Source organism: Piscinibacter sp. HJYY11 (assembly GCF_016735515.1).
GTDB lineage: Bacteria > Pseudomonadota > Gammaproteobacteria > Burkholderiales > Burkholderiaceae_C > Rhizobacter.
Genome location: NZ_JAERQZ010000001.1, coordinates 220,394 through 242,997 on the forward strand (window position 1 = coordinate 220,394; position 22,604 = coordinate 242,997).

26 protein-coding genes and 1 pseudogene are annotated in these 22,604 nt (G+C 60.9%); 24 read left to right on the plus strand and 3 right to left on the minus strand.

Annotated features, from left to right (window positions below; all coding sequences use genetic code 11):
* Nucleotides 1-232 precede the first annotated feature (232 nt).
* Nucleotides 233-1,126 carry a LysR substrate-binding domain-containing protein gene (locus tag JI745_RS00995; RefSeq protein WP_201803078.1) on the minus strand — a complete coding sequence of 298 codons (894 nt, stop codon included), beginning with the start codon at nucleotides 1,124-1,126 and terminating at the stop codon, nucleotides 233-235.
* Between the two features lie 223 nt (nucleotides 1,127-1,349).
* On the opposite strand from JI745_RS00995, the gene JI745_RS01000 reads away from it, so the two are divergent.
* From JI745_RS01000 to JI745_RS01105, 22 genes and pseudogenes are all read left to right on the plus strand, one after another.
* Nucleotides 1,350-2,099, plus strand: a complete 750-nt coding sequence (locus tag JI745_RS01000; protein ID WP_201803079.1) for an SDR family NAD(P)-dependent oxidoreductase — start codon at nucleotides 1,350-1,352, stop codon at nucleotides 2,097-2,099.
* Nucleotides 2,100-2,147: 48 nt separating this feature from the next.
* Complete coding sequence (locus JI745_RS01005) at nucleotides 2,148-3,140, plus strand: TRAP transporter substrate-binding protein (protein WP_201803080.1); 993 nt, start codon at nucleotides 2,148-2,150, stop codon at nucleotides 3,138-3,140.
* Between the two features lie 52 nt (nucleotides 3,141-3,192).
* Nucleotides 3,193-3,720, plus strand: coding sequence for a TRAP transporter small permease (locus tag JI745_RS01010; protein WP_201803082.1), 528 nt, complete (start codon nucleotides 3,193-3,195; stop codon nucleotides 3,718-3,720).
* 25 nt (nucleotides 3,721-3,745) lie between these two features.
* Nucleotides 3,746-5,005 (plus strand): TRAP transporter large permease, encoded by a 1,260-nt coding sequence (locus JI745_RS01015; protein ID WP_201803084.1) that lies wholly within the window; start codon nucleotides 3,746-3,748, stop codon nucleotides 5,003-5,005.
* Between the two features lie 33 nt (nucleotides 5,006-5,038).
* Nucleotides 5,039-5,896 carry a transketolase gene (locus tag JI745_RS01020; protein WP_404932785.1) on the plus strand — a complete coding sequence of 286 codons (858 nt, stop codon included), beginning with the start codon at nucleotides 5,039-5,041 and terminating at the stop codon, nucleotides 5,894-5,896.
* The gene (locus tag JI745_RS01025; protein WP_201803086.1) at nucleotides 5,893-6,897 is read left to right on the plus strand and encodes a transketolase family protein; all 1,005 of its coding nucleotides are present in this window, start codon (nucleotides 5,893-5,895) and stop codon (nucleotides 6,895-6,897) included. The genes JI745_RS01020 and JI745_RS01025 overlap by 4 nt, the downstream gene beginning before the upstream one ends.
* 220 nt (nucleotides 6,898-7,117) lie before the next feature.
* Nucleotides 7,118-7,739: pseudogene (locus JI745_RS01030) on the plus strand (tyrosine-type recombinase/integrase).
* 435 nt (nucleotides 7,740-8,174) lie between these two features.
* On the plus strand, nucleotides 8,175-8,585 hold the full coding sequence (locus JI745_RS01035) for a DUF3574 domain-containing protein (protein ID WP_201803088.1): 411 nt from the start codon (nucleotides 8,175-8,177) through the stop codon (nucleotides 8,583-8,585).
* A 111-nt stretch (nucleotides 8,586-8,696) separates the two neighbouring features.
* The gene (locus tag JI745_RS01040) at nucleotides 8,697-9,173 is read left to right on the plus strand and encodes a CYTH domain-containing protein (RefSeq protein ID WP_201803089.1); all 477 of its coding nucleotides are present in this window, start codon (nucleotides 8,697-8,699) and stop codon (nucleotides 9,171-9,173) included.
* A gap of 219 nt (nucleotides 9,174-9,392) precedes the next feature.
* Nucleotides 9,393-9,740, plus strand: a complete 348-nt coding sequence (locus JI745_RS01045) for a hypothetical protein (RefSeq protein ID WP_201803091.1) — start codon at nucleotides 9,393-9,395, stop codon at nucleotides 9,738-9,740.
* 72 nt (nucleotides 9,741-9,812) lie between these two features.
* The gene (locus JI745_RS01050; RefSeq protein ID WP_201803093.1) at nucleotides 9,813-10,463 is read left to right on the plus strand and encodes a DUF4272 domain-containing protein; all 651 of its coding nucleotides are present in this window, start codon (nucleotides 9,813-9,815) and stop codon (nucleotides 10,461-10,463) included.
* A gap of 636 nt (nucleotides 10,464-11,099) precedes the next feature.
* Nucleotides 11,100-11,525, plus strand: coding sequence for a hypothetical protein (locus tag JI745_RS01055; RefSeq protein ID WP_201803094.1), 426 nt, complete (start codon nucleotides 11,100-11,102; stop codon nucleotides 11,523-11,525).
* A 229-nt stretch (nucleotides 11,526-11,754) separates the two neighbouring features.
* Nucleotides 11,755-12,078: a TonB family protein gene (locus JI745_RS01060; protein ID WP_201803095.1), complete on the plus strand. Its 324-nt coding sequence runs from the start codon at nucleotides 11,755-11,757 to the stop codon at nucleotides 12,076-12,078.
* A 75-nt stretch (nucleotides 12,079-12,153) separates the two neighbouring features.
* On the plus strand, nucleotides 12,154-12,621 hold the full coding sequence (locus JI745_RS26885) for a zf-TFIIB domain-containing protein (RefSeq protein ID WP_404932786.1): 468 nt from the start codon (nucleotides 12,154-12,156) through the stop codon (nucleotides 12,619-12,621).
* Nucleotides 12,622-12,687: 66 nt separating this feature from the next.
* Nucleotides 12,688-13,164, plus strand: coding sequence for a GNAT family N-acetyltransferase (locus tag JI745_RS01070; RefSeq protein ID WP_201803096.1), 477 nt, complete (start codon nucleotides 12,688-12,690; stop codon nucleotides 13,162-13,164).
* 84 nt (nucleotides 13,165-13,248) lie between these two features.
* On the plus strand, nucleotides 13,249-14,007 hold the full coding sequence (locus JI745_RS01075) for a hypothetical protein (RefSeq protein ID WP_201803097.1): 759 nt from the start codon (nucleotides 13,249-13,251) through the stop codon (nucleotides 14,005-14,007).
* 183 nt (nucleotides 14,008-14,190) lie between these two features.
* Nucleotides 14,191-14,478 carry a hypothetical protein gene (locus JI745_RS01080; RefSeq protein ID WP_201803098.1) on the plus strand — a complete coding sequence of 96 codons (288 nt, stop codon included), beginning with the start codon at nucleotides 14,191-14,193 and terminating at the stop codon, nucleotides 14,476-14,478.
* A gap of 555 nt (nucleotides 14,479-15,033) precedes the next feature.
* Complete coding sequence (locus JI745_RS01085; protein WP_201803099.1) at nucleotides 15,034-15,486, plus strand: YiiD C-terminal domain-containing protein; 453 nt, start codon at nucleotides 15,034-15,036, stop codon at nucleotides 15,484-15,486.
* Between the two features lie 65 nt (nucleotides 15,487-15,551).
* Nucleotides 15,552-15,989 carry a T6SS immunity protein Tdi1 domain-containing protein gene (locus tag JI745_RS01090; RefSeq protein WP_201803100.1) on the plus strand — a complete coding sequence of 146 codons (438 nt, stop codon included), beginning with the start codon at nucleotides 15,552-15,554 and terminating at the stop codon, nucleotides 15,987-15,989.
* An 82-nt stretch (nucleotides 15,990-16,071) separates the two neighbouring features.
* A complete protein-coding gene (locus JI745_RS01095; RefSeq protein ID WP_201803102.1) occupies nucleotides 16,072-16,668 on the plus strand; it encodes a hypothetical protein in 597 nt (198 codons plus the stop codon).
* A 255-nt stretch (nucleotides 16,669-16,923) separates the two neighbouring features.
* Nucleotides 16,924-17,355 (plus strand): GNAT family N-acetyltransferase, encoded by a 432-nt coding sequence (locus JI745_RS01100; RefSeq protein WP_201803103.1) that lies wholly within the window; start codon nucleotides 16,924-16,926, stop codon nucleotides 17,353-17,355.
* Nucleotides 17,356-17,420: 65 nt separating this feature from the next.
* Nucleotides 17,421-17,855 (plus strand): hypothetical protein, encoded by a 435-nt coding sequence (locus JI745_RS01105; protein ID WP_201803105.1) that lies wholly within the window; start codon nucleotides 17,421-17,423, stop codon nucleotides 17,853-17,855.
* A gap of 558 nt (nucleotides 17,856-18,413) precedes the next feature.
* Here the strand turns inward: JI745_RS01105 and JI745_RS01110 are convergent.
* Together JI745_RS01110 and JI745_RS01115 are read right to left on the minus strand one after the other, a co-directional pair.
* Complete coding sequence (locus tag JI745_RS01110; protein WP_201803106.1) at nucleotides 18,414-18,575, minus strand: hypothetical protein; 162 nt, start codon at nucleotides 18,573-18,575, stop codon at nucleotides 18,414-18,416.
* A 259-nt stretch (nucleotides 18,576-18,834) separates the two neighbouring features.
* Entirely contained in the window at nucleotides 18,835-20,001 is a 1,167-nt protein-coding gene (locus JI745_RS01115) for a mandelate racemase/muconate lactonizing enzyme family protein (RefSeq protein ID WP_201803108.1), read from the minus strand.
* A gap of 101 nt (nucleotides 20,002-20,102) precedes the next feature.
* On the opposite strand from JI745_RS01115, the gene JI745_RS01120 reads away from it, so the two are divergent.
* On the plus strand, nucleotides 20,103-21,023 hold the full coding sequence (locus tag JI745_RS01120) for a LysR family transcriptional regulator (protein WP_236674865.1): 921 nt from the start codon (nucleotides 20,103-20,105) through the stop codon (nucleotides 21,021-21,023).
* Nucleotides 21,024-21,150: 127 nt separating this feature from the next.
* Complete coding sequence (locus tag JI745_RS01125) at nucleotides 21,151-22,140, plus strand: tripartite tricarboxylate transporter substrate-binding protein (RefSeq protein WP_404932787.1); 990 nt, start codon at nucleotides 21,151-21,153, stop codon at nucleotides 22,138-22,140.
* The last annotated feature ends 464 nt before the right edge of the window (nucleotides 22,141-22,604 follow it).

A 22,604-nucleotide genomic window follows, 5' to 3' on the forward strand; every position in this document is an offset into this window, starting at 1 on the left:
GTGCTGCCAATCGAGTTCAGGCCACGAGTGACCGGTAAGACTCAGACCGGTCATCCGCATCCCAACTGGTTGAATGTGACCGCTACTCATGCTTAACCGGTCAGCTGAGCGTGGCCAACCGAAGACGGGTGCGCACGGACGACTGTTTTCTTGGTCACGATCGGCCGAATGCGACCCGCGGCGGACGTTCGTCCTTCGCAAGAGCAGCCACTCAGGCTGCTCAGTTCTCCGCTCAGAAAGCCTGACCTTTCGAAGCCTCTCCGTGCAGCCACGCGAGGAACGCTTCGACAGGCGGCCGCTTCGCATGCCGCGCCGGGTACACCGCGAAGTGCGCTTTCACCCGCACTGCCTTTTCAAGCCCGAACACGGGCCGGAGCTTTTGCTCGACGATGTGCCGCCCGGCAATCGTGGTGCTCTCTAGCGCAACACCGAGGCCTTGGGTTGCAGCGTCCAATGACATCTGCGCTCGGTCGAAGCGCACGGCGAATCGTTCCGGTGCGCGCTTGTCGGTGAACGCTGCGAACCAGTCGGACCATTGAACGACGCTGACGTTGCTCTGGATCAGCTTGACGGCCAGGAGATGCTCCGGTCGCTTCAGTCGATGCTCCCGGATGAAGGCTGGGCTTGCGAGCGGGACGATGCGCTCCTCGAACAAGGGCTCCACAACAACATTCGGCCAGTTCGGTACGCCATAGCGAAGATCGATGTCGACCTGCCCCAGCGCGAAGTCGCTGTGCGTGTGCGCGGCCGACAGGTTGAGCGCGATGTCGGGATAGGCCAGGGCAAACGACTGCAGGCGCGACATCAACCAGAGGCTGGCCAGGCTCGGAGCCGCGTGGACGTACAGGCTATTGCTGACGCCCTGCCTGAGGTCTTCTGACGCCGCCGCGATGGCGGACAAGGCGCCACCGATTCTCGACAGGTAAGTCTCGCCCGCCGCGCTGATTCGCACTCCGTGCGCACTTCGCTCAAACAGCCGCACACCAAGGTGTGATTCCAGCCGCGCGACCTGGTGGCTGACTGCAGAGGCTGTGAGGTGCAGCTCGGCCGCGGCGAGCGCAAAGCTGCGCCGCCGCGCCACGGCTTCGAAAGCCTGGAGGTTGGTGACGGGTGGGAGAGAAGCCATCGGGTCAACCCTGCCGTTAGATGACAGAACGTCATCTTAGGGTGAGAAAGCATCCCTTGTCATCATGCCCGTCGGCGCCGAATATTCACTCAAGAACAACGGGAGACAAGCCACGGCAACCAGCCGTGGCACCCGCAGAGGGTCACCAAGCCCCAGGGTTCGGCACCGCCGGCCTTGTCTTCGGTGTTCGCCTCGATCACTCACTCCACTGGAGACGAAAGACATGCTGCTCAAAGACAAAGTTGCCGTCATCACCGGCGGCGCCGGACTCAACGGACTCGGCTTCGCTACCGCACGCCTGATGGCGGCCCAGGGCGCCCACGTCGTCCTGCTCGACCTTGCTCGCGCCGAGCCTGCCGCCGCAGCGGCACAGCTGGGCAGCGGTCACCTCGGCCTCGTCGCCGATGTGACCGACAAGACCTCGTGCGATGCCGCCGCCGCTGCCGTGCTGAAGGCCTTCGGGCGCATCGACATCCTGGTCAACAACGCCGGCATCACGCAGCCGGTCAAGACGCTGGAGATCACCGGCGCCGACTACGACCGCATCCTCGATGTCAGCCTGCGCGGCACCTTGTACATGTCGCAGGCCGTGCTGCCAGCGATGCGCACGCAGCAGGCAGGTTCGATTGTTTGCATCTCCTCCGTCTCGGCCCAACGTGGCGGCGGCATTTTCGGCGGGCCGCACTACTCGGCAGCGAAGGCTGGCGTGCTCGGCCTAGCGCGTGCGATGGCGCGCGAGTTCGGCGTTGAAGGCATTCGCATCAACTGCATCACGCCGGGCCTGATTGAGACCGACATCACGCAGGGCAAGCTGACACCCGAGCGCAAGAAGGAGATCTCAGAAACGATCCCGCTGGCGCGCCTGGGCCGCGCGAGCGATGTGGCGGGCGCCTGCGTTTTCCTCGCGAGCGACCTGTCCGCCTATTGCACCGGCATCACGCTCGACGTGAACGGCGGCATGTTGATTCACTGACAAGGCGCCCACCGAGACGCCGCCCCACCCCAACGGAGACATACGACCATGCAACACAAGACCCTCACCCGTGCCCTGATTGCCCTTGCCGCCGCCGCGCTGCTCGTTCCGATTGCCGTTCAGGCGCAGTCGGTCAAGCTGACGCTCGGCCACGGCGCCGCGCCTGGCAACCCGCGCCACGAAGCCGCCGTGAAGTTCGCCGAAGTCGCCAAGGCCAGGAGCGCGGGTCGCATCGACGTGCAGGTGGCCCCCTCGGCGCAGCTCGGCGACGACGCCGCGATGGTGACGGCGCTGCGCACTGGCGCGCTCGACCTGTCTGCCAATTCGCAAGGTGCTATCGCCAACTCGGTGCCCGAGTACGCGGCCTTTGGCATGCCTTTCCTGTTCACCACGTCGGCCCAGGCCTTCAAGCTGCTCGACGGCCCTCTCGGCAAGGAGCTTGCCGACAAGTCGGCCGAGAAGGGCATGGTCGTGCTCGGCTACTGGGACAACGGCATCCGCCACATGACCAATGGCAAGCGGCCGATCACCAAGGTCGAGGACATGAAGGGCCTGAAGATGCGCACGCCGCCCGACGCGGTGCTGGTCGACATCATGCAGGCGCTTGGTGCCGAGGCCCAGCAGATCAAGTTCGCCGAGCTGTACGTGGCGCTGCAGCAGGGTGTGGTCGACGGTCAGGAGAACCCGCTCGCCAACATCCACGCCAGCAAGCTCTACGAAGTGCAGAAGCACCTGGCGCTCACCAGCCACATGTTCCAGATGACACCGTTCGTGATGAGCAAGCGCAGCTGGGACAAGCTGTCCGTGGCCGACCGCAAGGCCGTCACGGAGGCGGCTGCCGAGGCGACCGTGCTGCAGCGCCGGCTGTCGCAGGAGTCTGACGACAAGGTGCTCGCCGACCTGAAGGCCAAGGGCGTGCAAGTGACCACGCCAGACAAGGCGGCGTTCGCGAAGGCCACCGCCAACGTGGACGCCAAGTGGGCGGCCGGCCCGATCGGCCCGTACGTCAAGAAGGTCATTGCCGCTGCACGCGGCCTGTGATCGACGACTGAAACACCCCGGGGTGCCGCGGATGGCACCCAAGGAGACACCCATGATCGATACCAAACACAGCCTCGTCGAGCGCGGCGTGGTGGGCCTGTGCCGCGTGGTGCTGTGGCTGTCCACCGGCGTGATCTTCGTCATCCTGGTGGCCAACACCGTGCTGCGCTACATCACAGGCTCCAGCCTGCAATGGGCCAACGAAGTGCCCGAGCTGCTGTTCCCCTGGCTGGTGATGGCCGGCATCGTGCTGGCCGCCGTGCACGGCGCGCACATCACGACCACCTTTCTGATGGAGGCGCTGCCTGCACGGGCGCGGCGCATCGTGACGGTGTCGGGGTGGCTGCTGGTCGCGGGCCTGTACGGCACCCTGAGCGTGGCGACGCTGCGCATGCTCGAAGTCGTGCACGACGAGAAATCACCCATCCTGCAGTTGCCCGGCTCCATCACCTATGCCTGCGTGATGGTCGGCATGTCACTGCTGGCGGTGCTGGCCCTGCAGTCGGCCTGGCAGGCCACATTTGCAGAACCCGCCACGAGCCACGACGCCGAGCCGCGCGTGCCGGCGGCCCATTGGTGAGCCCAAGGCTCCCTCGGAGAACACCATGAGCGCCCTCATCCTCGCTGTATTTCTCGTCGCCGCCGTGGCGGCCATCCCGATCGCCCACGCCTTGCTGCTGGCCGCGATGACCGCCGCCGCAACCTCCGACAAGGTTCCGCTCGACCTGCTGGTGCAGCAGATGGTCGCCCAGGTGCAGAGCTTTCCGCTGATCGCCATCCCGTTCTTCATGCTGACCGGCACGCTGATGATGGGTGGCAAGCTCGGCGAGGCGCTGGTCGGCGTGCTGTCGGCCCTGATCGGCCGCTTCCATGGCGGCCCTGCGCAGGTCGGCGTGCTGTCGTCGACGCTGTTCGGTGGCGTGTCCGGCTCGGCCGTGGCCGACGCCTCGGCCATCGGCTCGCTGCTGATCCCGTGGCACAAGCGCCTGGGCTACCCGGCGGCCTTCTCGGCGGCCACGCTGGCGGCCGCCGCGACGATCGACATCCTGATCCCTCCGTCGATCCCGCTGATCCTGTTCGCGTTGAGCGCGAACGCGTCGATCGCTTCGCTCTTCGTCGCCGGCGTGTTGCCTGGCCTGCTGATGTGCGGCGGATTCATGGCGGCCTGCTGGTGGGTCGGACGGCGGCGCAACTTCCCGCGCGACACCTCGCGCTTCGACGGCGTCGCGTTCCGCAGGCACTTGGCCTACGCCAGCCCGGCCGTCGTGCTGCCGGTGCTGATCATCATCTTCCTGCGCTTCGGCATCGCCACGCCCACCGAGGTGGCCGTGCTCTCGACGCTGTATGCCGGGCTGGTCTCGGCGGTGATCTACCGCGACCTCGGCTGGAAGCGCCTGAACGACGCCATCGTCCATGCCGGTCTGGCCACGGGTGTCGTCCTGCTCGTCATCATGGCGTCGGCTGCGATCGGCTGGCTGCTCACCTTCGACCAGATGCCGCAGGGCATTGCGCAGTGGGTGCAGGAGAACGTGCATGCGAAGTGGCTGGTGATCCTGCTGATGAACCTGCTGATGCTGGCGCTCGGCATGTTCATCGACCTGCCCGCCGCAGTGCTCTTGCTGACCCCGGTGTTCGTCCCTCTGGCCAACAGCATCGGCATGGACATGACCCAGCTGGGCGTGATGATGGTCGTGAACCTGGCCATCGGCCTGTACACGCCGCCGGTGGGCACCACGCTCTTCATCACGAGCGCGCTGGCCAAGGTGAAGGTCGGCCAGACGGTGCGCGAGCTGGGCCCCTTCTACCTGGTGGCCTTCGGCGTACTTGCCCTCGTGTCCTACGTGCCCGCCAGCATCCTGCGCTGAACCCCGCCCCTTTCCGCTTTCCAGGAGATTCCCATGACAGAGACCACCATGACCATGCTCGCCGACTTGGCGCAGTGTGCCTATCGCATCCGCCGGTACGCCCTCCGCATGGCCGAGGTGCAGGGCCAGGGCTACATCGGCCAGGCCCTCGGCTGGGCCGACGTGCTGGCCGTTGCCTATGGCCACGCGCTCAACTACCGCGCCGAGGACCCGCAGTGGGAAGGCCGCGACCGCTTCCTGCTCTCGCACGGCCACTACGCCATCGCCTTCTACGCCGCGCTCATCGAAGCCGGCATCGTGCCCGAGAGCGAGCTCGAGACCTATGGCAGCGACGACAGCCGCCTGCCCATGTCGGGCATGGCGACTTACACGCCCGGGATGGAGATCTCGGGCGGCTCGCTCGGCCAAGGCCTGCCCATCGCCGTGGGCATGGCGCTGGGCCTGCGGCACAAGAAGAACCCGGCCTTCGTCTACAACTCGATGTCCGACGGCGAGCTCGACGAGGGCTCGACCTGGGAGGCGGCCATGGGTGCAGCGCACCACCGCCTGGCCAACCTGATCTGCATGGTCGACATCAACAACCAGCAGGCCGATGGCCCGTCGAACAAGGTCCTCGGCTTCGAGCCGCTGGCCGACAAATGGGCGGCGTTCGGCTGGCATGTGCAGCGCGTCAAGGGCAACGACCTGCCGGCCGTGCTGAAGGCCTTCGACGTCGCGCGCGCGTTGAAGGAGGACAAGCCCCGCGTGATTCTCTTCGACACGCTGATGGGCAAGGGTGTGCCCTTCCTCGAGCAGCGCGAGAAGAACCATTTCATCCGCGTCGACCCACCGGAGTGGCAGCAGGCCCTCCAGATCCTCGACCAAGCCCAGACCGAAGGAGCATCCGCATGAATGCCGTCACCGAGAAGAAACCGCGCCTCACCACCTCGGCGATGATCGCCTCGATCGCCGCCGAAGGGCAGCGCGTGAAGGCCGCGCCGTTCGGCAAGGCGCTGGTCGAGCTGGCCGCCGACCGGCCCGAGATCGTCGGGCTGACGGCCGACCTGGCCAAGTACACCGACCTGCATCTCTTCGCGCAGGCCTACCCCGATCGCTTTTATCAGATGGGCATGGCCGAGCAGCTGCTCATGGCCGCGGCGGGTGGCATGGCCAAGGAGGGGCTGATTCCCTTTGCGACCACCTACGCAGTCTTCGGCACCCGGCGGGCCTACGACTTCATCCACCAGGTGATTGCCGAGGAGAACCTGAACGTCAAGCTCTGCTGCGCGCTCCCAGGCCTGACCACGGGGTACGGCCCCAGCCACCAGGCCACCGAAGACATCGCCATGATGCGCGGCATCCCGGGGCTGACCATCGTCGACCCCTGTGACGCGCTCGAACTGGAACAGGCGGTGCCGCAGATCGCCGCGCACAGGGGCCCCGTCTACATGCGCCTGGCGCGCGGCAATGTGCCGCTCGTGCTCGACGAGTACGACTACAAGTTCGAGCTCGGCAAGGCCAAGCTGCTGCGCGACGGCAACGAGGTGCTCGTGGTCTCCAGTGGCTTCATGACCATGCGTGCCCTCGAAGTTGCGCAGGCGCTCCAAGCCGACAACGTGGGCGTGGCAGTGCTGCACTGCCCGACGATCAAGCCGCTCGACGAGGCGGCGATCCTCGAGGCCGTGAAGTACAAACATCGCCTCGTCGTGGTGGCCGAGAACCACTCCGTGATCGGTGGCCTGGGCGAAACGGTGGCGACCACGCTGCTTCGGCACAAGGTTCAGCCCGCCGGGTTTCAGCTGGCGGGGTTGCCAGATACCTTCCTCGATGCGGGCGCATTGCCCACACTGCATGACAAGTACGGCATCAGCCGCGATGCATTGGTGGCGCGAATCAAGGCTTGGTTGGCGTGAACGTTCGTCCGAACAGGAAGAGTGTCAATGAAGGATGCGCTCTAGGGGTAGTCCGCTCTGCGCCGTCATAGCGACCGACCGCTCTTGGCCGGGACTGTGAGTCCGTCAGAGCATCCGTAAGCCGACCGTCGCGGAACCGGCATCTTCCTTCGCGCGGAGATGCCAGGTAGCCGCCCCGTAAGAGCATCCTCGATGGCCCTCAACTCGATTGGAGACCATCATGGGAACGTCAGGCAATGCCACTCCTCGCGAGCCTTGGAACAAGGGCAAGATCGTCGGACAGAAGGCACCTTTCAAGCCGAAGGACATCTGGGCGCTCCGGGTGCGTCTCCAGATGGAGAATCGGGTGCGCGAGCTCGCACTCTTCAATCTGGGCATCGACAGCAAGCTTCGGGGATGCGACCTCGTTTCGCTCAAGGTCCGAGACGTCTGCCATGGCGAGCAGCTGGCACCCGCGCCATCGTCATGCAGCATAAGACTCAGCGACCGGTGCAGTTTGAGATCACGGGAGCTACCCGTGAGCTTTGCAGGCCTGGATCAAGCAGGCGGGACTGAAGTCCGAGGACTTCTTGTTCCCGATCCGGCTTCACGAGTCACCTCATCTTGGCACCCGGCAGTACGCTCGCATTCTTGGGCACTGGGTTGACGAACTTGGCCTCGACCGCGCGGACTACGGAACGCACTCGATGCGACGCACCAAGGCGACTCTGATCTACCGGCGGACGAAGAACCTGCGCGCGGTCCAGTTGCTGCTTGGACATTCCAAGCTTGAGTCGACAGTGCGATACCTCGGTATCGAAGTCGATGACGCGCTGGAAATCTCTGAGCAGACAGAGATCTGAGCCCGTCGATGGCGGCCGCGCCGGGCGTCGTGTCGGGGCGGCCGCCCTCAATGGCAGCTATGTGGTGCCAGACCGAGCTGGAGGTCTCGGCCACAAGCGGACTGTCCCGAACGACGGCTCTCTCGTAGTCCCGCCGTCTGCGGTGAACGTCGGCATCACTTGTCGGTACATGTTGCTTGAGCACTAGCTGGATGGATGCAAGGGCAGTGTCGGTGCCCCCCAACCCTTCCACTGTGCGGTTTTGGCGTCACGCCAAAAGCGCCGCCCCCTTCCCAGCCTCCTTGGAAGCCCCTTTTGGTACGCTTCGGCCAAGTTTCAAAACGTGGATAGATATGGATTCCACATCTATCCACAAATGGCTAGATCTATCCACTTGTGGCTACATCTGGCTTCACAGATTGATGTCCATATCACGTTAGACGCCGCAGGAACAAAATGCCGCGCTATCTGCTCGCGATCTTTGCTTTTGCAGCCATCACTCAAAGCGGGTGCGCGATCCACGGCCAGGCTCGCTGCCCTTCTGGAGAACAGGCCTCCACGAACGAACTCACCTACTTCGGCACAGCCAAACCGGGAGGTGTTGTGTCGCCAGAAGAGTGGGCTTCGTATCTGGCCAAGTCCGTCACACCGCGCTTCCCGGCCGGCCTATCGGTCTGGCCCGCCGCTGGTCAGTGGCAGTCCGCGCAAGGTTCAATCGTCAAAGAAGCCTCATTTGTCCTTAGCCTCGTCTACACACCAAGCGAGGCCAATGAAGTTGCGATTCGAGCGCTCGTGTCCGAGTACAAACTTCAGTTTCAGCAGGAAGCAGTTCTAAGAGTCAAGTCGCATGTCTGCGTTTCACTGTAGGTCTGGTAGCGGTTGCGCAGCGGCGTCTAACCCTTCCATCGAGAGGACGTCACAAGGGCTACGCCCTTGCGCCGCCTCTCATGTCAAACGTTAGGCGTCCGAGGAAAGAAGATGGGCGTTGAAATCGAGCGCAAGTTTCTAGTCGTGGGCGCTGCTTGGCGTCAAGGCGCAGGGGTGCGCTTCAGCCAGGGCTACTTGAATCGAGACAAGGACCGAACCGTACGTGTCCGAATTGCTGGCGAACAAGCGTTCATCACAATCAAAGGGCGCACTAAAGGCGCATCAAGAGCCGAGTTCGAGTACGAGATCCCCATCAAAGACGGTCAAGAACTCTTACTTCTCTGCGAGCGTCCACTCATTGAGAAGGTACGCAGAGTCATTGCTCACGACGGGAGCACCTGGGAAGTAGATGAATTCCTTGGTGAAAACGCAGGTCTCGTCGTCGCAGAGGTCGAGTTGCAATCAGAGAGCCAGCCTTTCACCCACCCAGAGTGGCTCGGAGAAGAAGTAACTCATGATCCGCGCTACTTCAACTCCAGCCTTTCCAAGCACCCTTATGGCAGGTGGCATGGTGCGTCGGCCGCCTAACCCTTCCATCGAGAGGACCCGCCCCGGCAAGCCGGGTCGGGCCTCTCATGTCAAACGTTAGCCTGCACTAATCACCATATGAGTACAAATCCATACGCACCACCGAAGGCCTCGCTCGATGAGGCTCCCATTACGGAAGCCACACCGTCGCTTTGGAACCCGAATGCTGCAGCCAGTTGGAGCCTATTTCTGAGTCCTATCTTCGGCGCAGCTCTCCATATGAAAAACTGGCAGGCGCTTGGGGAGAAGGAGAAAGCCGACCAGTCCAAGATGTGGCTGATCGGGTCTATTGCCTTCTTTGTGGTTTTGGCTATCACAGCAACGCTCATGCCGGAATCAAAAGAAGTCGACCTCTTGTTCCGTGCGGGGGCATTTGGTCTGTTGATCGCCTGGTATGTCCAAAGTGCTCGCCCGCAAGCCCGCTACATCGCCGGTCGCTTCGGAGCAAGCTATCCCAAAAAGGGCTGGGGAAAGCCGCTGCTGTATGCCTTGCTTTGCTTCGTCGGTTACTTGGCGGTCGTCTTCGTCGTGGCCTTGGTACTTGGTCTTGCCTCGGGTGCAAGCTAACCCTTCCATCGAGAGGACCCGCCCCGGCAAGCCGGGTCGGGCCTCTCATGTCAAACGTTAGGTGTCTGAAGAATGACTCCAGAACTTCGTAAGTCCAACTCCGACCAACGGCTCAGACAGCTAGCAATCGCCGTCAATGAACACTTGCCCTTAATCGAATCCGAAGATGAGACAGACCTTCGGTCAAAAGACGAACTCCTGAAGCGCTTAATCGCGCTCTGGGCCGTTGTGGGCGCGTCAATGCTCCGTGGACAGGACTTCTTTAGAAGCTACATCAAATCGCAGAACGTCGAGTCTTGGCTGTCACAGGAAGAGCAGGAGTTTCTTTTCAGTGAGAGCCCTTCGGAACAACAGTACACAAGGTTCTCATGGCGCTTGGAGGCGCTCTTCTTCTTGGCTTGGTGCGGTGGTCTGATTGAGAGGATTGACATTCCTCCGACCGAGTCGAGTGTCGATTCCATCTTGCATCTATTTCCTCATAAGGAGAACGAGACACCGATGCAACTAGAAGCGGCCATCCGACTTCGGTCAAAGGAGGAAATCCTCGATTGGGCAGACCTCCTGTACAGACTGCATTGGGCGGTCCGAGACGCACGGTTGACGGGAAAGCCTAGTCCGCCAAACGTACTGGCTGGATCCGTCCAAGAGTGGCATCAGGCCGTGAACTGGATGACCAACTATGAGCAAGAAGACGACTGGGACAACGTTGCCACAGACACCTAACCCTTCCATCGAGAGGACGTCGCCCGGCAAGCCGGGCGCCGCCTCTCATGTCAAACGTTAGGCCGCACGAAACACATATGAATCGATACGCTGCGCCGACTGCTCCGCTAGATGAGCAAACACTGCCAAGTGCAGGAGCCGCAATCTTGGTTGGAGCAGCCGTCGGCTTTGGCATCTCATATGCCGTACTTTTTGTTTCTGGCTTGGTGTTCTTGTGGGGCCTTGTGCTTCAAGGCGTGCCTACCCAAGAACTCTATGTAAAGGCATATCAGTCCACCGCGTATTTGGTCTTCGCTCACTCCATTGGCTTCTTGTGCCTATTGCCAGGGGGCTATTGGAGCGCCCGTTTAAGCCCAGGCAGGCCGCAGTTCGCCGCTCTTCTTGCTGGCGCAGTGGTCGCTGTTCTTGCCGGCGCAGCTAACCTCATGCCCTATGAGCAGCCAATCCCACTCTGGTCGCGCATCACATCGGTGGTCGCAGCAGTTCCAGCGTTCGCCCTCGGGGCGGCTTGGTGGCGGCGTGCGGCCTAACCCTTCCATCGAGAGGACGTCACCCGGCAAGCCGGGTGCCGCCTCTCATGTCAAACGTTAGGTTTCAGCAAATCAACCGCCAGAGGAGATGCCATTGAATACAAGCATGTATCGCGTCGCAGCCCTGCTCGCCTTTGTCACTATGGCCGCCGGTTGCGCCACTCAAACCTCGGCGACCGCGGACCGAACATCGGAGGCTTCAACTCCCGGGCAGCCCCGAGTCGACTACGCGCAAGCCGACACCCGAGACAAAGTCCAAGCACTTCATCGAAGCGGGAAACTTCAACGCGTGCATCTGTTCCCGCTTGCGGCTGGAGGACAAGACGCTGAGATCAATGTCATCTACATCCCGGAGAAGTCGGCTGCCGAGAAGGCAACGATCGACAGCCAGATTCTGAAGTTGGCAGCCGATGGTGCAGCAGTTCGCTACAACGCAAGGCCCGTCTACAAGGGCAACAGCTTCGTCCCATCCCAGCTTGTCATTAGCGTCACTGGGGCACAAAACGCTCAGTACGTCGTCAATATTTGGTAAGGCGAAAAGCTGAAACCTAACCCTTCCATGGAGAGGACGTCACAAGGGCTGCGCCCTTGCGCCGCCTCTCATGTCAAACGTTAGCCTTCAAGAGTCCCCGTTTATGCACGCAGCTCTCATTCCATCGCTTGTCATCTGTTGCCTCCTCACCTCAGCGTGCACGACCCCTCCTCGAATGTACGGACGGGATGGCAAGTCCGCCTCTAACGCAAAGGATGCATCTGCCCTCATGGCAGAAGACGTCAATGGCCTCCTGGCAAAGAGATTCGACAAGGTTGCGTCGCCACCAAAGGCCACGAAGGCAGTCATACCAGAAGGCTCTGAAGCCACAGCAAATCACGGCGGCATGGGCGCCGTCCTATTTGTGGTGTACGTCGGAAAAGACGGGCGGGTAAAAGACGTCAGGATTCTTGAATCACCGAATCAATACCTTTCGGAAGACGTCATCAAGGCCTTTATGCAATGGGAGTTCACTCCATTGGCCGGAGACGGCGAGCCAAAGGAGTTCAACTTCAAGCTGCGTATTCCATTCCATCTGCGGCGCGTGGCTTGAAGGCTAACCCTTCCATCGAGAGGACGTCGCCCGGCAAGCCGGGCGCCGCCTCTCATGTCAAACGTTAGAGCGCACATGAGCCTCCCTCTTTGCCCGAACTGTCGCGAACGCATGTCCACGGTCGAGCATGGCATGGGTGGTGTTTGGTCATGCTTGTACTGCGAGGGAACTTGGCTAACTACCGAGCAGCTCAAGTCTTTTGCGTCCGCCTGTCAGCCGGCCGCGGCTGCACCATCCGCAAACACCAATGCAATTCAAATTGAGGCCGGTACTCCGCCACTAAAATGCCCAAGCTGTGAAGGCACCTCTTTAGAAACAGTCAGCATGGGCTCCGCAAGCGCCTACCACTGCCTCCACTGCAGTGGAGCCTTCTTCATGAAGGGTGTGTTGGCCGCATGCGCACCACAAGCCTTCTCGCCCGCACAAGAAGCACCAGTCGTTGGTGCTCTCGTCGGCGCTATTGGCACAGTCGCAATGCTGGGCGATCCGCTGCTTCTTATCGCAGCCCTCGCATTTCAGCCTCGTGCTAAAAGTGCGCTCTAACCCTTCCATCGAGAGGACGTCGCCCGGCAAGCCGGGCGCCGCCTCTCATGTCAAACGTTAGGCGGCATGCAGGTCAAGCTGCGTTGTGCCACAGAGGACGACGCCCCGGCGGTGGCCGAGGTCATCATTTCGTCTCGTAAAGCCTTCCTTCCCTATGCACCCATGGCGCATAGCCCGTCGGAAGTTGTGCAGTGGGTGCAATACACGCTCATCCCATCCCACAACGTCACGGTCGCAACTGTGTCGGAAGCGATCGCCGGCGTACTTGCAACCTCAATATCGGAAGGCACAAGCTGGATCGACCAGCTGTACGTCTTGCCAGGCCATGTCGGGCAAGGTATCGGCTCGCGGCTCCTCGAGCTCGCTCTCGCCTCCCTTGCCCGACCGATCAGGCTCTACACATTCCAAGCCAATGCAGGAGCACGTCGCTTCTACGAAAGGCATGGATTCCGAGCAATCAAGTTCACGGACGGCAGCGCCAATGAAGAGCGCTGCCCGGATGTATTGCTGGAGCTAGTCGCGGGTAGCGAAAATGCCGCCTAACCCTTCCATCGAGCTGACATGCCCCGGCAAGCCGGGTCATGCAGCTCATGTCAAACGTTAGGCAGCACAAACAACGACAGCGATATGTCGACCACACAGAAAATCATGGAGTTCGCCAGAGATCCGATGTGGCAATCGATCGGCGTCGTGCTTGCCTTGGCGGCACTGGCCTTGAGCTACTGGATCTACCGTCGCCAGAAAGAGCGGAAGCGAATCACATTCGAGCGCATCTCGAACGTCCCACTCTTGACGATAAAGGAAGAAGTCGCGGGACGGGTCTCGGTGACTTTCGACGGACAACTGGCACGGGCGATACACATGGCAACCGTGCGCATCCGAAACGCGGGGACGACACCAATCCTTCCTGCAGACTATCTTGAACCGTTAACCTTCAATACAAGCGCCGGTGCAAAGCTACTGACCGCCGATATTGTTGAATCAGACCCCGTTAACCTAAAGCCGATGGTTTCCGTCCAAGGTGGTCGAGGTGTTGTTGAACCTCTACTGCTGAATCCTGGAGACTGCTTCGTCGTCAAGATGCTGATTCAGGATGGAGGCAGCAAGATTGAACCAGAGGCTCGTGTTGTTGGCGTTCGCGCTATTGAGAAGGTCTTAGATCCGGACTCAAAGTACGAACTCCAGGGGCTAGTCGGCATCTTCATTGGAGCTATAGGCAACTTGGTCGCACTCGGCCTCCGTGCACCTCGCATGGAAGCAAAGACAACTCCAGGCGAGTATGTTGGGTACACCATCATGGCCTGCGGCTTCTTCCTCTGGGCGTACAGCACGCTAGTGCGCTATTGGCACAAGAGAAAGTTGGGGAGGTCCGCCGGTGCTGCCTAACCCTTCCATCGAGAGGACATGCCCCGGCAAGCCGGGTCATGCCTCTCATGTCAAACGTTAGGCTGCATAGGGCGCCATGCGAGAAGACCCGAACCCTCTACCAGCTACTGACGAGTTCCCTTCGATGCAGCGAAGGACCAGCACACGGCATAGGCAAGCGCACAGCATGAAGGTTGTTGCCCGGTGAGCAAAGTCTTCGCAGGTGCCTACGCCGTCGCGGTACTGGCGCTCGCTGTCACCGCAGTTCTCATCTGGCGTCTGCGGTGTGAAAGCTTTGGCTGCATGGGTGTTGGCGTTGCCTGGTTCGCCTGGGTTGTGATGTTCTTCCCCGTCCTGGGTATCGGCGCTGCGTTGCGGTCGCGCTCTTCACTTGGCAGCGCACTTCTCCGAATCACCCGTTTGGCCTTCTTGGCGCAGGCGGCACTAGGCATCACGCTGCTAGTCCTCTGGGTGAGCAAAAATGCAGCCTAACCCTTCCATCGAGAGGACCCGCCCCGGCAAGCCGGGTCGGGCCTCTCATGTCAAACGTTAGGCGTCGCAATGGCCCTCTACACGTTCGTACTTGACTATGCCGGTGGCACCTACTGCTCGCAGATTCATGCAAACTCAGTGAAGTCAGCCGTTCGCAAATGGTCGTTGTCTGAAGAGGTACGCGTGATCAAGGGGGTCGGGCCCGCATCACACGCAAAGTTCGCTTCAGACATGGCCAAAGAACGGCCCGTGGAGCTAAACGGTCTGACTGGTGTTTGGTGCTGCACTTGCCTGCTCCGCGGTCACCTGGCCCTTGTAAACGTTGTTCTAACTGACGAGTATTCAGCCGCTTCATAGGACTCTGCTTACTGAGAGTTCAGGTTCAATCAGATCTCGGCCATGTTGCCTATCCCCCAAAGATCCGTTTCGGATACAAATGACTAGAGATGGTTGGCGCGCGCAGACGCCTAACCCTTCCATCGAGAGGACGTCACAAGGGCTACGCCCTTGCGCCGCCTCTCATGTCAAACGTTAGGCGCCTGAGGAGCAAGCGCATTGACCCCGAGTGAGATCCAAACCTACTTGCACGAGCACATCCCGCTGTCCGCAGCCATGCAAGTGCAAGTCGAAGTTGCAACGCCTGAGCAGGTTGTTCTTGGCGCGCCATTGCAGCCAAACATCAATCACAGAGACACCGTGTTTGGCGGTAGCGCATCTGCACTTGCCATCCTTTCAGCCTGGTCGCTTCTTCACGTCAAGCTATCCGCGGGCGGCTACAAGACCCGATTGGTCATCCAACGCAACTCAATGAGCTACGAGCAGGCCATCCTTGACTACTTCACGGCTCACGCTCTTTCCCCTGACGCAGAGCGGTGGAGGGCCTTTACACGCATGCTGGAGCGCAAAGGTCGCGCCAGAATCTCCGTGTCATCAACCCTCCTATACGAGGGTCAAGAAGTTGGGCGCTTCGAAGGAGAGTTCGTTGCACTGGGCACAACAGGCGCCTAACCCTTCCATCGAGAGGACCCGCCCCGGCAAGCCGGGTCGGGCCTCTCATGTCAACGTTGAGCGTCATGGAACTCATCGAACACATTGAGCGGGCGTGGAGTTGGACAGGCATCAAACCCGAGAAGGTCGTCGGAGAGAACGACTTTGGCAACCTCATAGTTCGCGATAGACAAGGTCAGTACTGGCGCATCTGCCCGGAAGACCTGTACTGCAAACCCATTGCTGAAGATCGCGCCGCTCTTGACGCTTTGATCAAGGACGAAGAATTTCAAGAAGACTGGGCAATGGTTGCACTCGTCGAAGAGGCACGAGGCAGGCTAGGCCCACTTGGTCCAGGTCGAAAGTACTGTCTCAAGATTCCGGGCTTACTCGGTGGCGAGTATGGCGGCAGCAATTTGGCGTCTATCCCGCTCGTCGAATTGATCGCTGCATCCGGAGATATAGCGTTCCAGATCAAAGACCTACCCAATGGAGCCCAAGTTCGGTTCCAGATCACCGAATGACGCCCAACCCTTCCATCGAGAGGACCCGCCCCGGCAAGCCGGGTCGGGCCTCTCATGTCAAACGTTAGACGCCATAGCTCACATGGCACAACTATCAAGACAAACCTTCGACTTAGAGGCAAAGATCACTCGATCGGATAGTGGCACGTACGCAACCATCAATCTGTTCATTCCTTCGTATCAGCGCTCTTTCGGAGTCGAGATCTATCTCTTAGAAGGACAAACTGCCGTCTCGGAAAAGACTCTCTTCACACTCGGAGAAATCGCAAGCCTGACGCCAGAGGCGAGAGGTCGCATACGCGAACTGCTCTATGAAGATGCAATGCGAACACGGGAAACGGTTGCATTCGGTGATCCAACACCACCGCCGGAGGTGCCACCAACAACATTCCTCAAGCGTCTGTTCTGGCGCCCAAACAAATATCGGTTTGTCGAGCTCCTCAAAGAAGATCCAAGACATCCTTGCCATTTGCCAGGTGGCGCCAGCACGGTAGAGACAAAAGTCGAACTGCTGGGTTTCCGGATCGATGAGAACGACTTGGAGACACGTCGTTTCGCACTGTTTGACTGCATCCCACAGTGGGAAGAAGAACATGGCGCGTCTGTAGTCCTCCGCGACGGTGTGCCCGTAGCAATAGATAGCCAAGACGCCGATCTGAGTAAGCACAATGGCGCCTAACCCTTCCATCGAGAGGACCCGCCCCGGCAAGCCGGGCCGGGCCTCTCATGTCAAGCGTTAGGCGTCACCAGGACCCACCGCGACACGCCAAAGCCTGTCCTACTGCCCCTTTTGATACGCTTCGGTCAGGTTTAAAAGTAGGCAGATATGGATTCCACATCTATCCGCAAATGGGTGCGTCTAGCCACTTGTGGCTACATGCGACCTTTCATACTGATGCCCATATCACGTTAGGCTTCACCAAGGAGTACTCGCGTGGCGCTTGAATGGAAATACACCGAAGACTCGGTTGACTGGGCCGAGCTATCGGCGCTCTACAAGGCCGCACCGCTAGGCGACAAGAAGCCCATGCATTTGCAGAAGGTCTTCTCGAACAGCCTGTTCAAGTGCTTCGTCTATGAAGACTCCAAGCTGGTTGGCGCCGGAAGAGCGCTCGCCGACGGAGCCGATTGCTCGTACATCTGCGATATCGCCGTAATGCCAAGTCGCCAAGGCAGTGGGCTTGGCAAGCAGATCGTGTCTCATCTTGTCGAGGCCTCGCGGGGCCACAAGAAGATCATCTTGTACGCGGTACCGGGCAAAGAGTCCTTCTACCAAAAGTTCGGCTTCTTGCGCATGAAGACGGCCATGGCCATATTCGAGAATCAGCAACAACAGGTGGAGCGAGGCTATCTCAGTGAAGCCTAACCCTTCCATCGAGAGGACCCGCCCCGGCAAGCCGGGTCGGGCCTCTCATGTCAAACGTTAGGCGTATGAAGAACTCATCGAGCTATGCCTACCTCTGGAACAACCCGAATGACGGCTGGGTGTTGCTTCGCATCAATCGGCAAACACTATCGCTCACGGTCAAGTTCCCTACTGAAGGGCCAACCCTTCGCGAGGTAGCCGCCGTGCGCTCAGTAGTGCCTGAGTTCGGCGTAATGCCACCATCGGAAGCATTTGCAGCACTCAAGGGAAGAGCTGAGGTGTCGCTTGGGAAATTCGAGTCGAAAGAAGGCAGGCGCCTTGTAGCGAACTGCAAGAAGCACGGTTTGATTCTCGACGTCGTGGATCATGATGAATCGGGATACTTGCCCTTCAATGAGAAAACAAACACGGCCCTCGTAATCGAAGACGACGCTCTTGCAGAGCAGGTATGCCAAGAGGCGCTCTCACACGGCGTTCGAGTCAAGCACGTCGAAGCGTGAGTCATACGCCTAACCCTTCCATCGAGAGGACGTCACAAGGGCTACGCCTTGCGCCGCCGCTCATGTCAAACGTTGAGCGACCGGTTTCTGCCTCCCAGATTGGCGAACTGAATGACAGCAGTGGGTCGACTGCGTGAGTCGGCGTCTTAAGAGAGCGGCCGTCCGTTGGGCAGGCGACGGTTTCACGTTGCGTCCCGCACGCTGAACGTCAGCAGCACCTCCTGAACCAGTCCCTCGTCCTGAGTCTGTCCGTGCGGGTGGAATGCCCGGTAGGGGGCGATGACCGGTCCTACCCGGCTCGACACCGAGCTACCGCAGCCGCTGCGCAGCAGCTGGTGACCAGTTGCTCAGACCTCGGGATGGCCCGATACCTGCGGCAGTCAGGCCACTAGCGTGAGCCGCGCTCCTGTCGCGCCAGGGTGAGAAGCGCGTCCAGGGCTTCCTCACTCAGCCCCTTCAAGGCTCCAAAGTTCGCCTTCGACAGTGAGCTCTACTCGAAGCTGCGCAGCAGCAAGGCGCGCCGGTGGCGCCCCTCGGCCTCGGCAGCCTGCTCGGGCGTCATGTGCGGGGCGCGTGCGTTCTCGGACTCTTCATGATGAACTCGACAGCGCCGCCTTGCTGCGCCGCCGCCTGGCTGGTGTAGGCGGCGATCGACTTGCCATCAAGCGTGGCCGGATCGACGTTCATCCCGACGCCTGGCTTGATCAGGTTGACCACCATCAGGCCAACGACCAGCGCGATGGTCTGCGACGGCGAGCACGATGCCTGCGAGGACCTGTATGCAGAGGCGGCGGTAGAGCGGAGCGGGCGCGCTCGTGGAAGTGGATGCTGAAATCAAGTTGTTTCCCGGCGCCACAAGGTGTGCCACGCCCCGCACGCCGGAGGCGGTCTCTCGTCGTCGAAATCAAGAAAGAAACTGGCACGCCGGCCGGGCGACGCGGCGTGCCAGGCGTCGGCGTGTTGGCCGGCGCAGCAGCTCTCAGACGGTCAAGGCCTTCATTTCCTTGAACAGGTCAGCCTTGCCTTCGAAGCCAATCCCGGGCAGGTCAGGCAGCGTGACGTAGCTGTTGTCGACCTTCACGCCGTCGGGGAAGCCACCGTAGGGTTGGAAGAGGTCGGGGTACGACTCATTGCCGCCGAGGCCGAGACCAGCAGCGATGTTGAGCGACATCTGATGGCCACCGTGAGGGATGCAGCGGCTGGGCGACCAGCCGTGTTCCTTGAGCATCTCCAGCGTGCGCAGGTACTCGATCAGGCCATAGCTGAGCGCGCAGTCGAACTGCAGCCAGTCGCGGTCAGGGCGCATGCCGCCGTAGCGGATGAGGTTGCGAGCGTCCTGCATCGAGAAGAGGTCCTCGCCGGTGGCCATCGGGTTCTTGTAGAACTGCCGCAGCGTGGCTTGCAGCTCGAAGTCCAGGGGGTCGCCCGGCTCCTCGTACCAGAAGAGGTCGTACTGGGAGAGGGCCTTGGCGTAGGCAATCGCTGTTTCGAGATCGAAGCGGCCGTTAGCGTCCACGCAGAGCTTTTGGCCGTCCTGCAGCACTTCCATGATGGCATCGATGCGGCGCAAGTCCTCGTCGAGTGAGGCACCGCCGATCTTCTTCTTGACCACGGTGTAACCGCGGTCGATGTAGCTCTTCATCTCGTCCTGGAGCTTTTTGTAGTCCTGGCCGGGGTAGTAGTAGCCCCCCGCGGCGTAGACGAAGATCTTGCGGTTGGGCTTGCCGTCGCCGTAGCGGTCCGACAGGAGTTGGAAGAGTGGCTTGCCTTCGATCTTTGCGACGGCGTCCCAGACCGCCATGTCGATCGTGCCGATCGCAACCGAACGCTCGCCGTGACCGCCCGGCTTCTCGTTCTTGAACATGGCGTTCCAGATCTTGTGCGGATCCAGGTTCTTGCCGCTTGCATCGATCAGGTCGTCGGGCTTGGTCTCCATGATGCGGGGGATGAACCGCTCGCGCATCATGTTGCCCTGGCCGTAGCGGCCGTTGGAGTTGAAGCCGTAGCCCACCACCGGCTTGCCGTCGCGGATCACATCGGTGATGACCGCAACCAGGCTGAGGTTCATCTTGCTAAAGTCAATGTAGGCATTGCGGATGGAAGAGCTGATGGGCACAGTCTTCTCACGAATCTCGACGATCTTCACAGGAGTCTCCGGTGTCTGGTTGCGATGCGGAAATGATCGTCGTCGTGGCCGCGCCTTTCCAATGCTGTTTATCTTGTCTTTGATGCCCTGAAAGCACTGCCATGTCGATGAACCTGTCATGGATCGACGATTTCATGGCGCTGGCAGCCACGGGCAACTTCTCGCGCGCCGCGGAAGAGCGGCACATGACGCAGCCGGCCTTCAGCCGTCGCATCCGTGCGCTGGAGGAATGGCTCGGGGCGGACCTGTTCGACCGCAGTTCGCAGCCTGCCCGGGTCACCGAGGTCGGCGAATGGTTCAGGGCGGTGGCACAGGATCTCCAGTCCCGAGTCGCGGGGATTCCGGGCGAGGCTCGATCGATCGCTGAAGCCAGTTCGACGACGCTGCGCTTTGCTGCCACACACGCACTCTCATTCACCTTCCTGCCGCGATGGCTGCATGCCCTCGAAGTGCACACCGCGATGGGGCAACTGCAGTTGATGTCAGATGTGCAACAGAAGTGCGAAGCATTGCTTTCCCAGAATCAAGTGCACTTCATGCTGGCGCATGGCCATCCGGGGGTTCGCGGGCCGCTGGACGAAGCGGACTACTCCAGCATCGTGGTGGGGTCTGACCAGCTGATCCCTGTCTCTGCGCCTGCCGAAGGAGGTGGGCCACTGCATGGCCTGAACGCGAGGGGCAAGGCCGGCCAGATTCAGTGGCTGGGGTACAGCCCGGAATCTGGCCTCGGGCGCATCCTCAAGGAGCTGAAGGGGCCGGCGCTCGACCGCATGCACGTCCATCAGGTTCTGACAGCGCACCTGGCGTCGGTGCTTCGCACGATGGCTCTCGACAAGCGCGGGATGGCTTGGCTTCCGAAGCTGTTGGTCGAGGACGATTTAGCGGCGGGACGTCTTGTCGCTGCAGCTCCGGGCGAATGGCACATCGATCTGCAGATCCGCCTGTACCGCCAGCGGGGCGACGCCGGCAAGACGGCCGAGGCGTTCTGGAAAGTGGCCACTGCTGCTGCTCCTCCCGCCTGAAGCACCAGGTCATCCCCGGTGCTTTCAAAGCATGAAAGCCAAGAAATCGAGCATTGGCGTTCGTCAGCCCGCCCCACGATGATTTTGTCCATGGCGCCCCTGGAGGCGCTCCACATCGGAGACAAGCATGGACAAGATGCATCGGCGCGTATGGGGCTTGACCGTGGCCTCGGTTCTTCTCTCGGTGGCGGGTGTTGCCCGCGCCGAGTTTCCTGAAAAGCCAGTCACCCTTGTGGTTCCGTTCACCGCGGGTGGCCCGAGCGACAAGATCGCGCGAGACCTTGGCGAAGCTCTGCGCAAGCAGCTCAATCAGCCAGTCATCATCGAGAACGTCGGTGGTGCCGGCGGTACCTTGGGTACCGCACGGGTGGCGACCGCTGCGGCTGATGGGTACACCTTGCTGGTTCACCATATCGGTTTTGCGACGGCGCCAACGCTGTACCGCAAGCTGCCGTACAAGGGCATCGACGAGTTCGCGTACCTCGGCCTCATCAACGAGGCGCCCTCGACACTGATCGGGCGGACCACGTTGACGGCAAAGACCTTCGCCGATCTCCGCAAGTGGATCGCGACTGACCCGACCAAGGTCAACCTCGCACATGCGGGAGTCGGTTCAGCCTCGCATCTCTGCGGGCTGATGATTCAGAGTTCGCTGAAGGCAGAGCTGAACACCATCCCGTACAAAGGTACCGGACCTGCGATGTCGGACCTCATGGGCGGCACTGTTGACTTGATGTGCGAGCAGGCGACCAACGCTGTGCCGCAGATCGAGGGCGGAAAGGTTCGTGCGTATGCCGTGACCAGCAAAGAGCGCATGAAGCTTCCCCTCATGGCCTCGCTGCCGACTCTTGCGGAGTCCGGTCTCGCGGACTTCAGCGTCACCGTTTGGCACGGTCTCTATGCGCCGAAGAACACGCCGGCTCCTGTGCTCACCAAGCTGAACGCCGCGCTGCGAAGCGCACTGAAGGACCCGGAGCTCAATAAGCGCCAAGAGGCCTTGGGGATTAGCGTTGTGTCCGACGCACGCGTTGAACCTGCTGCTCACAAGAAGTTCGTGGAGGCCGAAGTTGCTCGCTGGGCCAAGGTGATTCAGGCGGCGGGCGCGTACGCGGATTGAAAAAGGTCTCGGTGCGAGCTGGGTGGGGGACATCGGCGCCGACGATGCGGCGGTGGTGAGTTGGCTTGTACCTGGGGGCGGCTTCAATCGGCTGGTCGCGATCGCTGCAAACGACGCGACGTTCGTGCGGGTCAAGGATGGCAGCTCGGACCGAAAGCCGCCACTCGGATGCGCGAGCCGAGTGACCGCAACCGCTGCAAAGCAGCCCGCGGTTCTGAATCTGTGGCTGTCATTGCCTTTAGAACGCCCTTGTGTCGCCTTCACGTAGGAGCCCGGTTCGGGGAGGGTCGGCACCATACAGTCAACACCGCTGTGTATACCGTCATCGCGCGGTGGGGCGAGCTATCGTTACCGTCATCAGGTTCAGAACGGCTGTATTCCTATCCTGATTTCCGCAGCGGGCGACCCCGCCAATGAGATTGGGTGAAACAAGCTGACGCAGATGCCTTTACGCGACGGTAAAT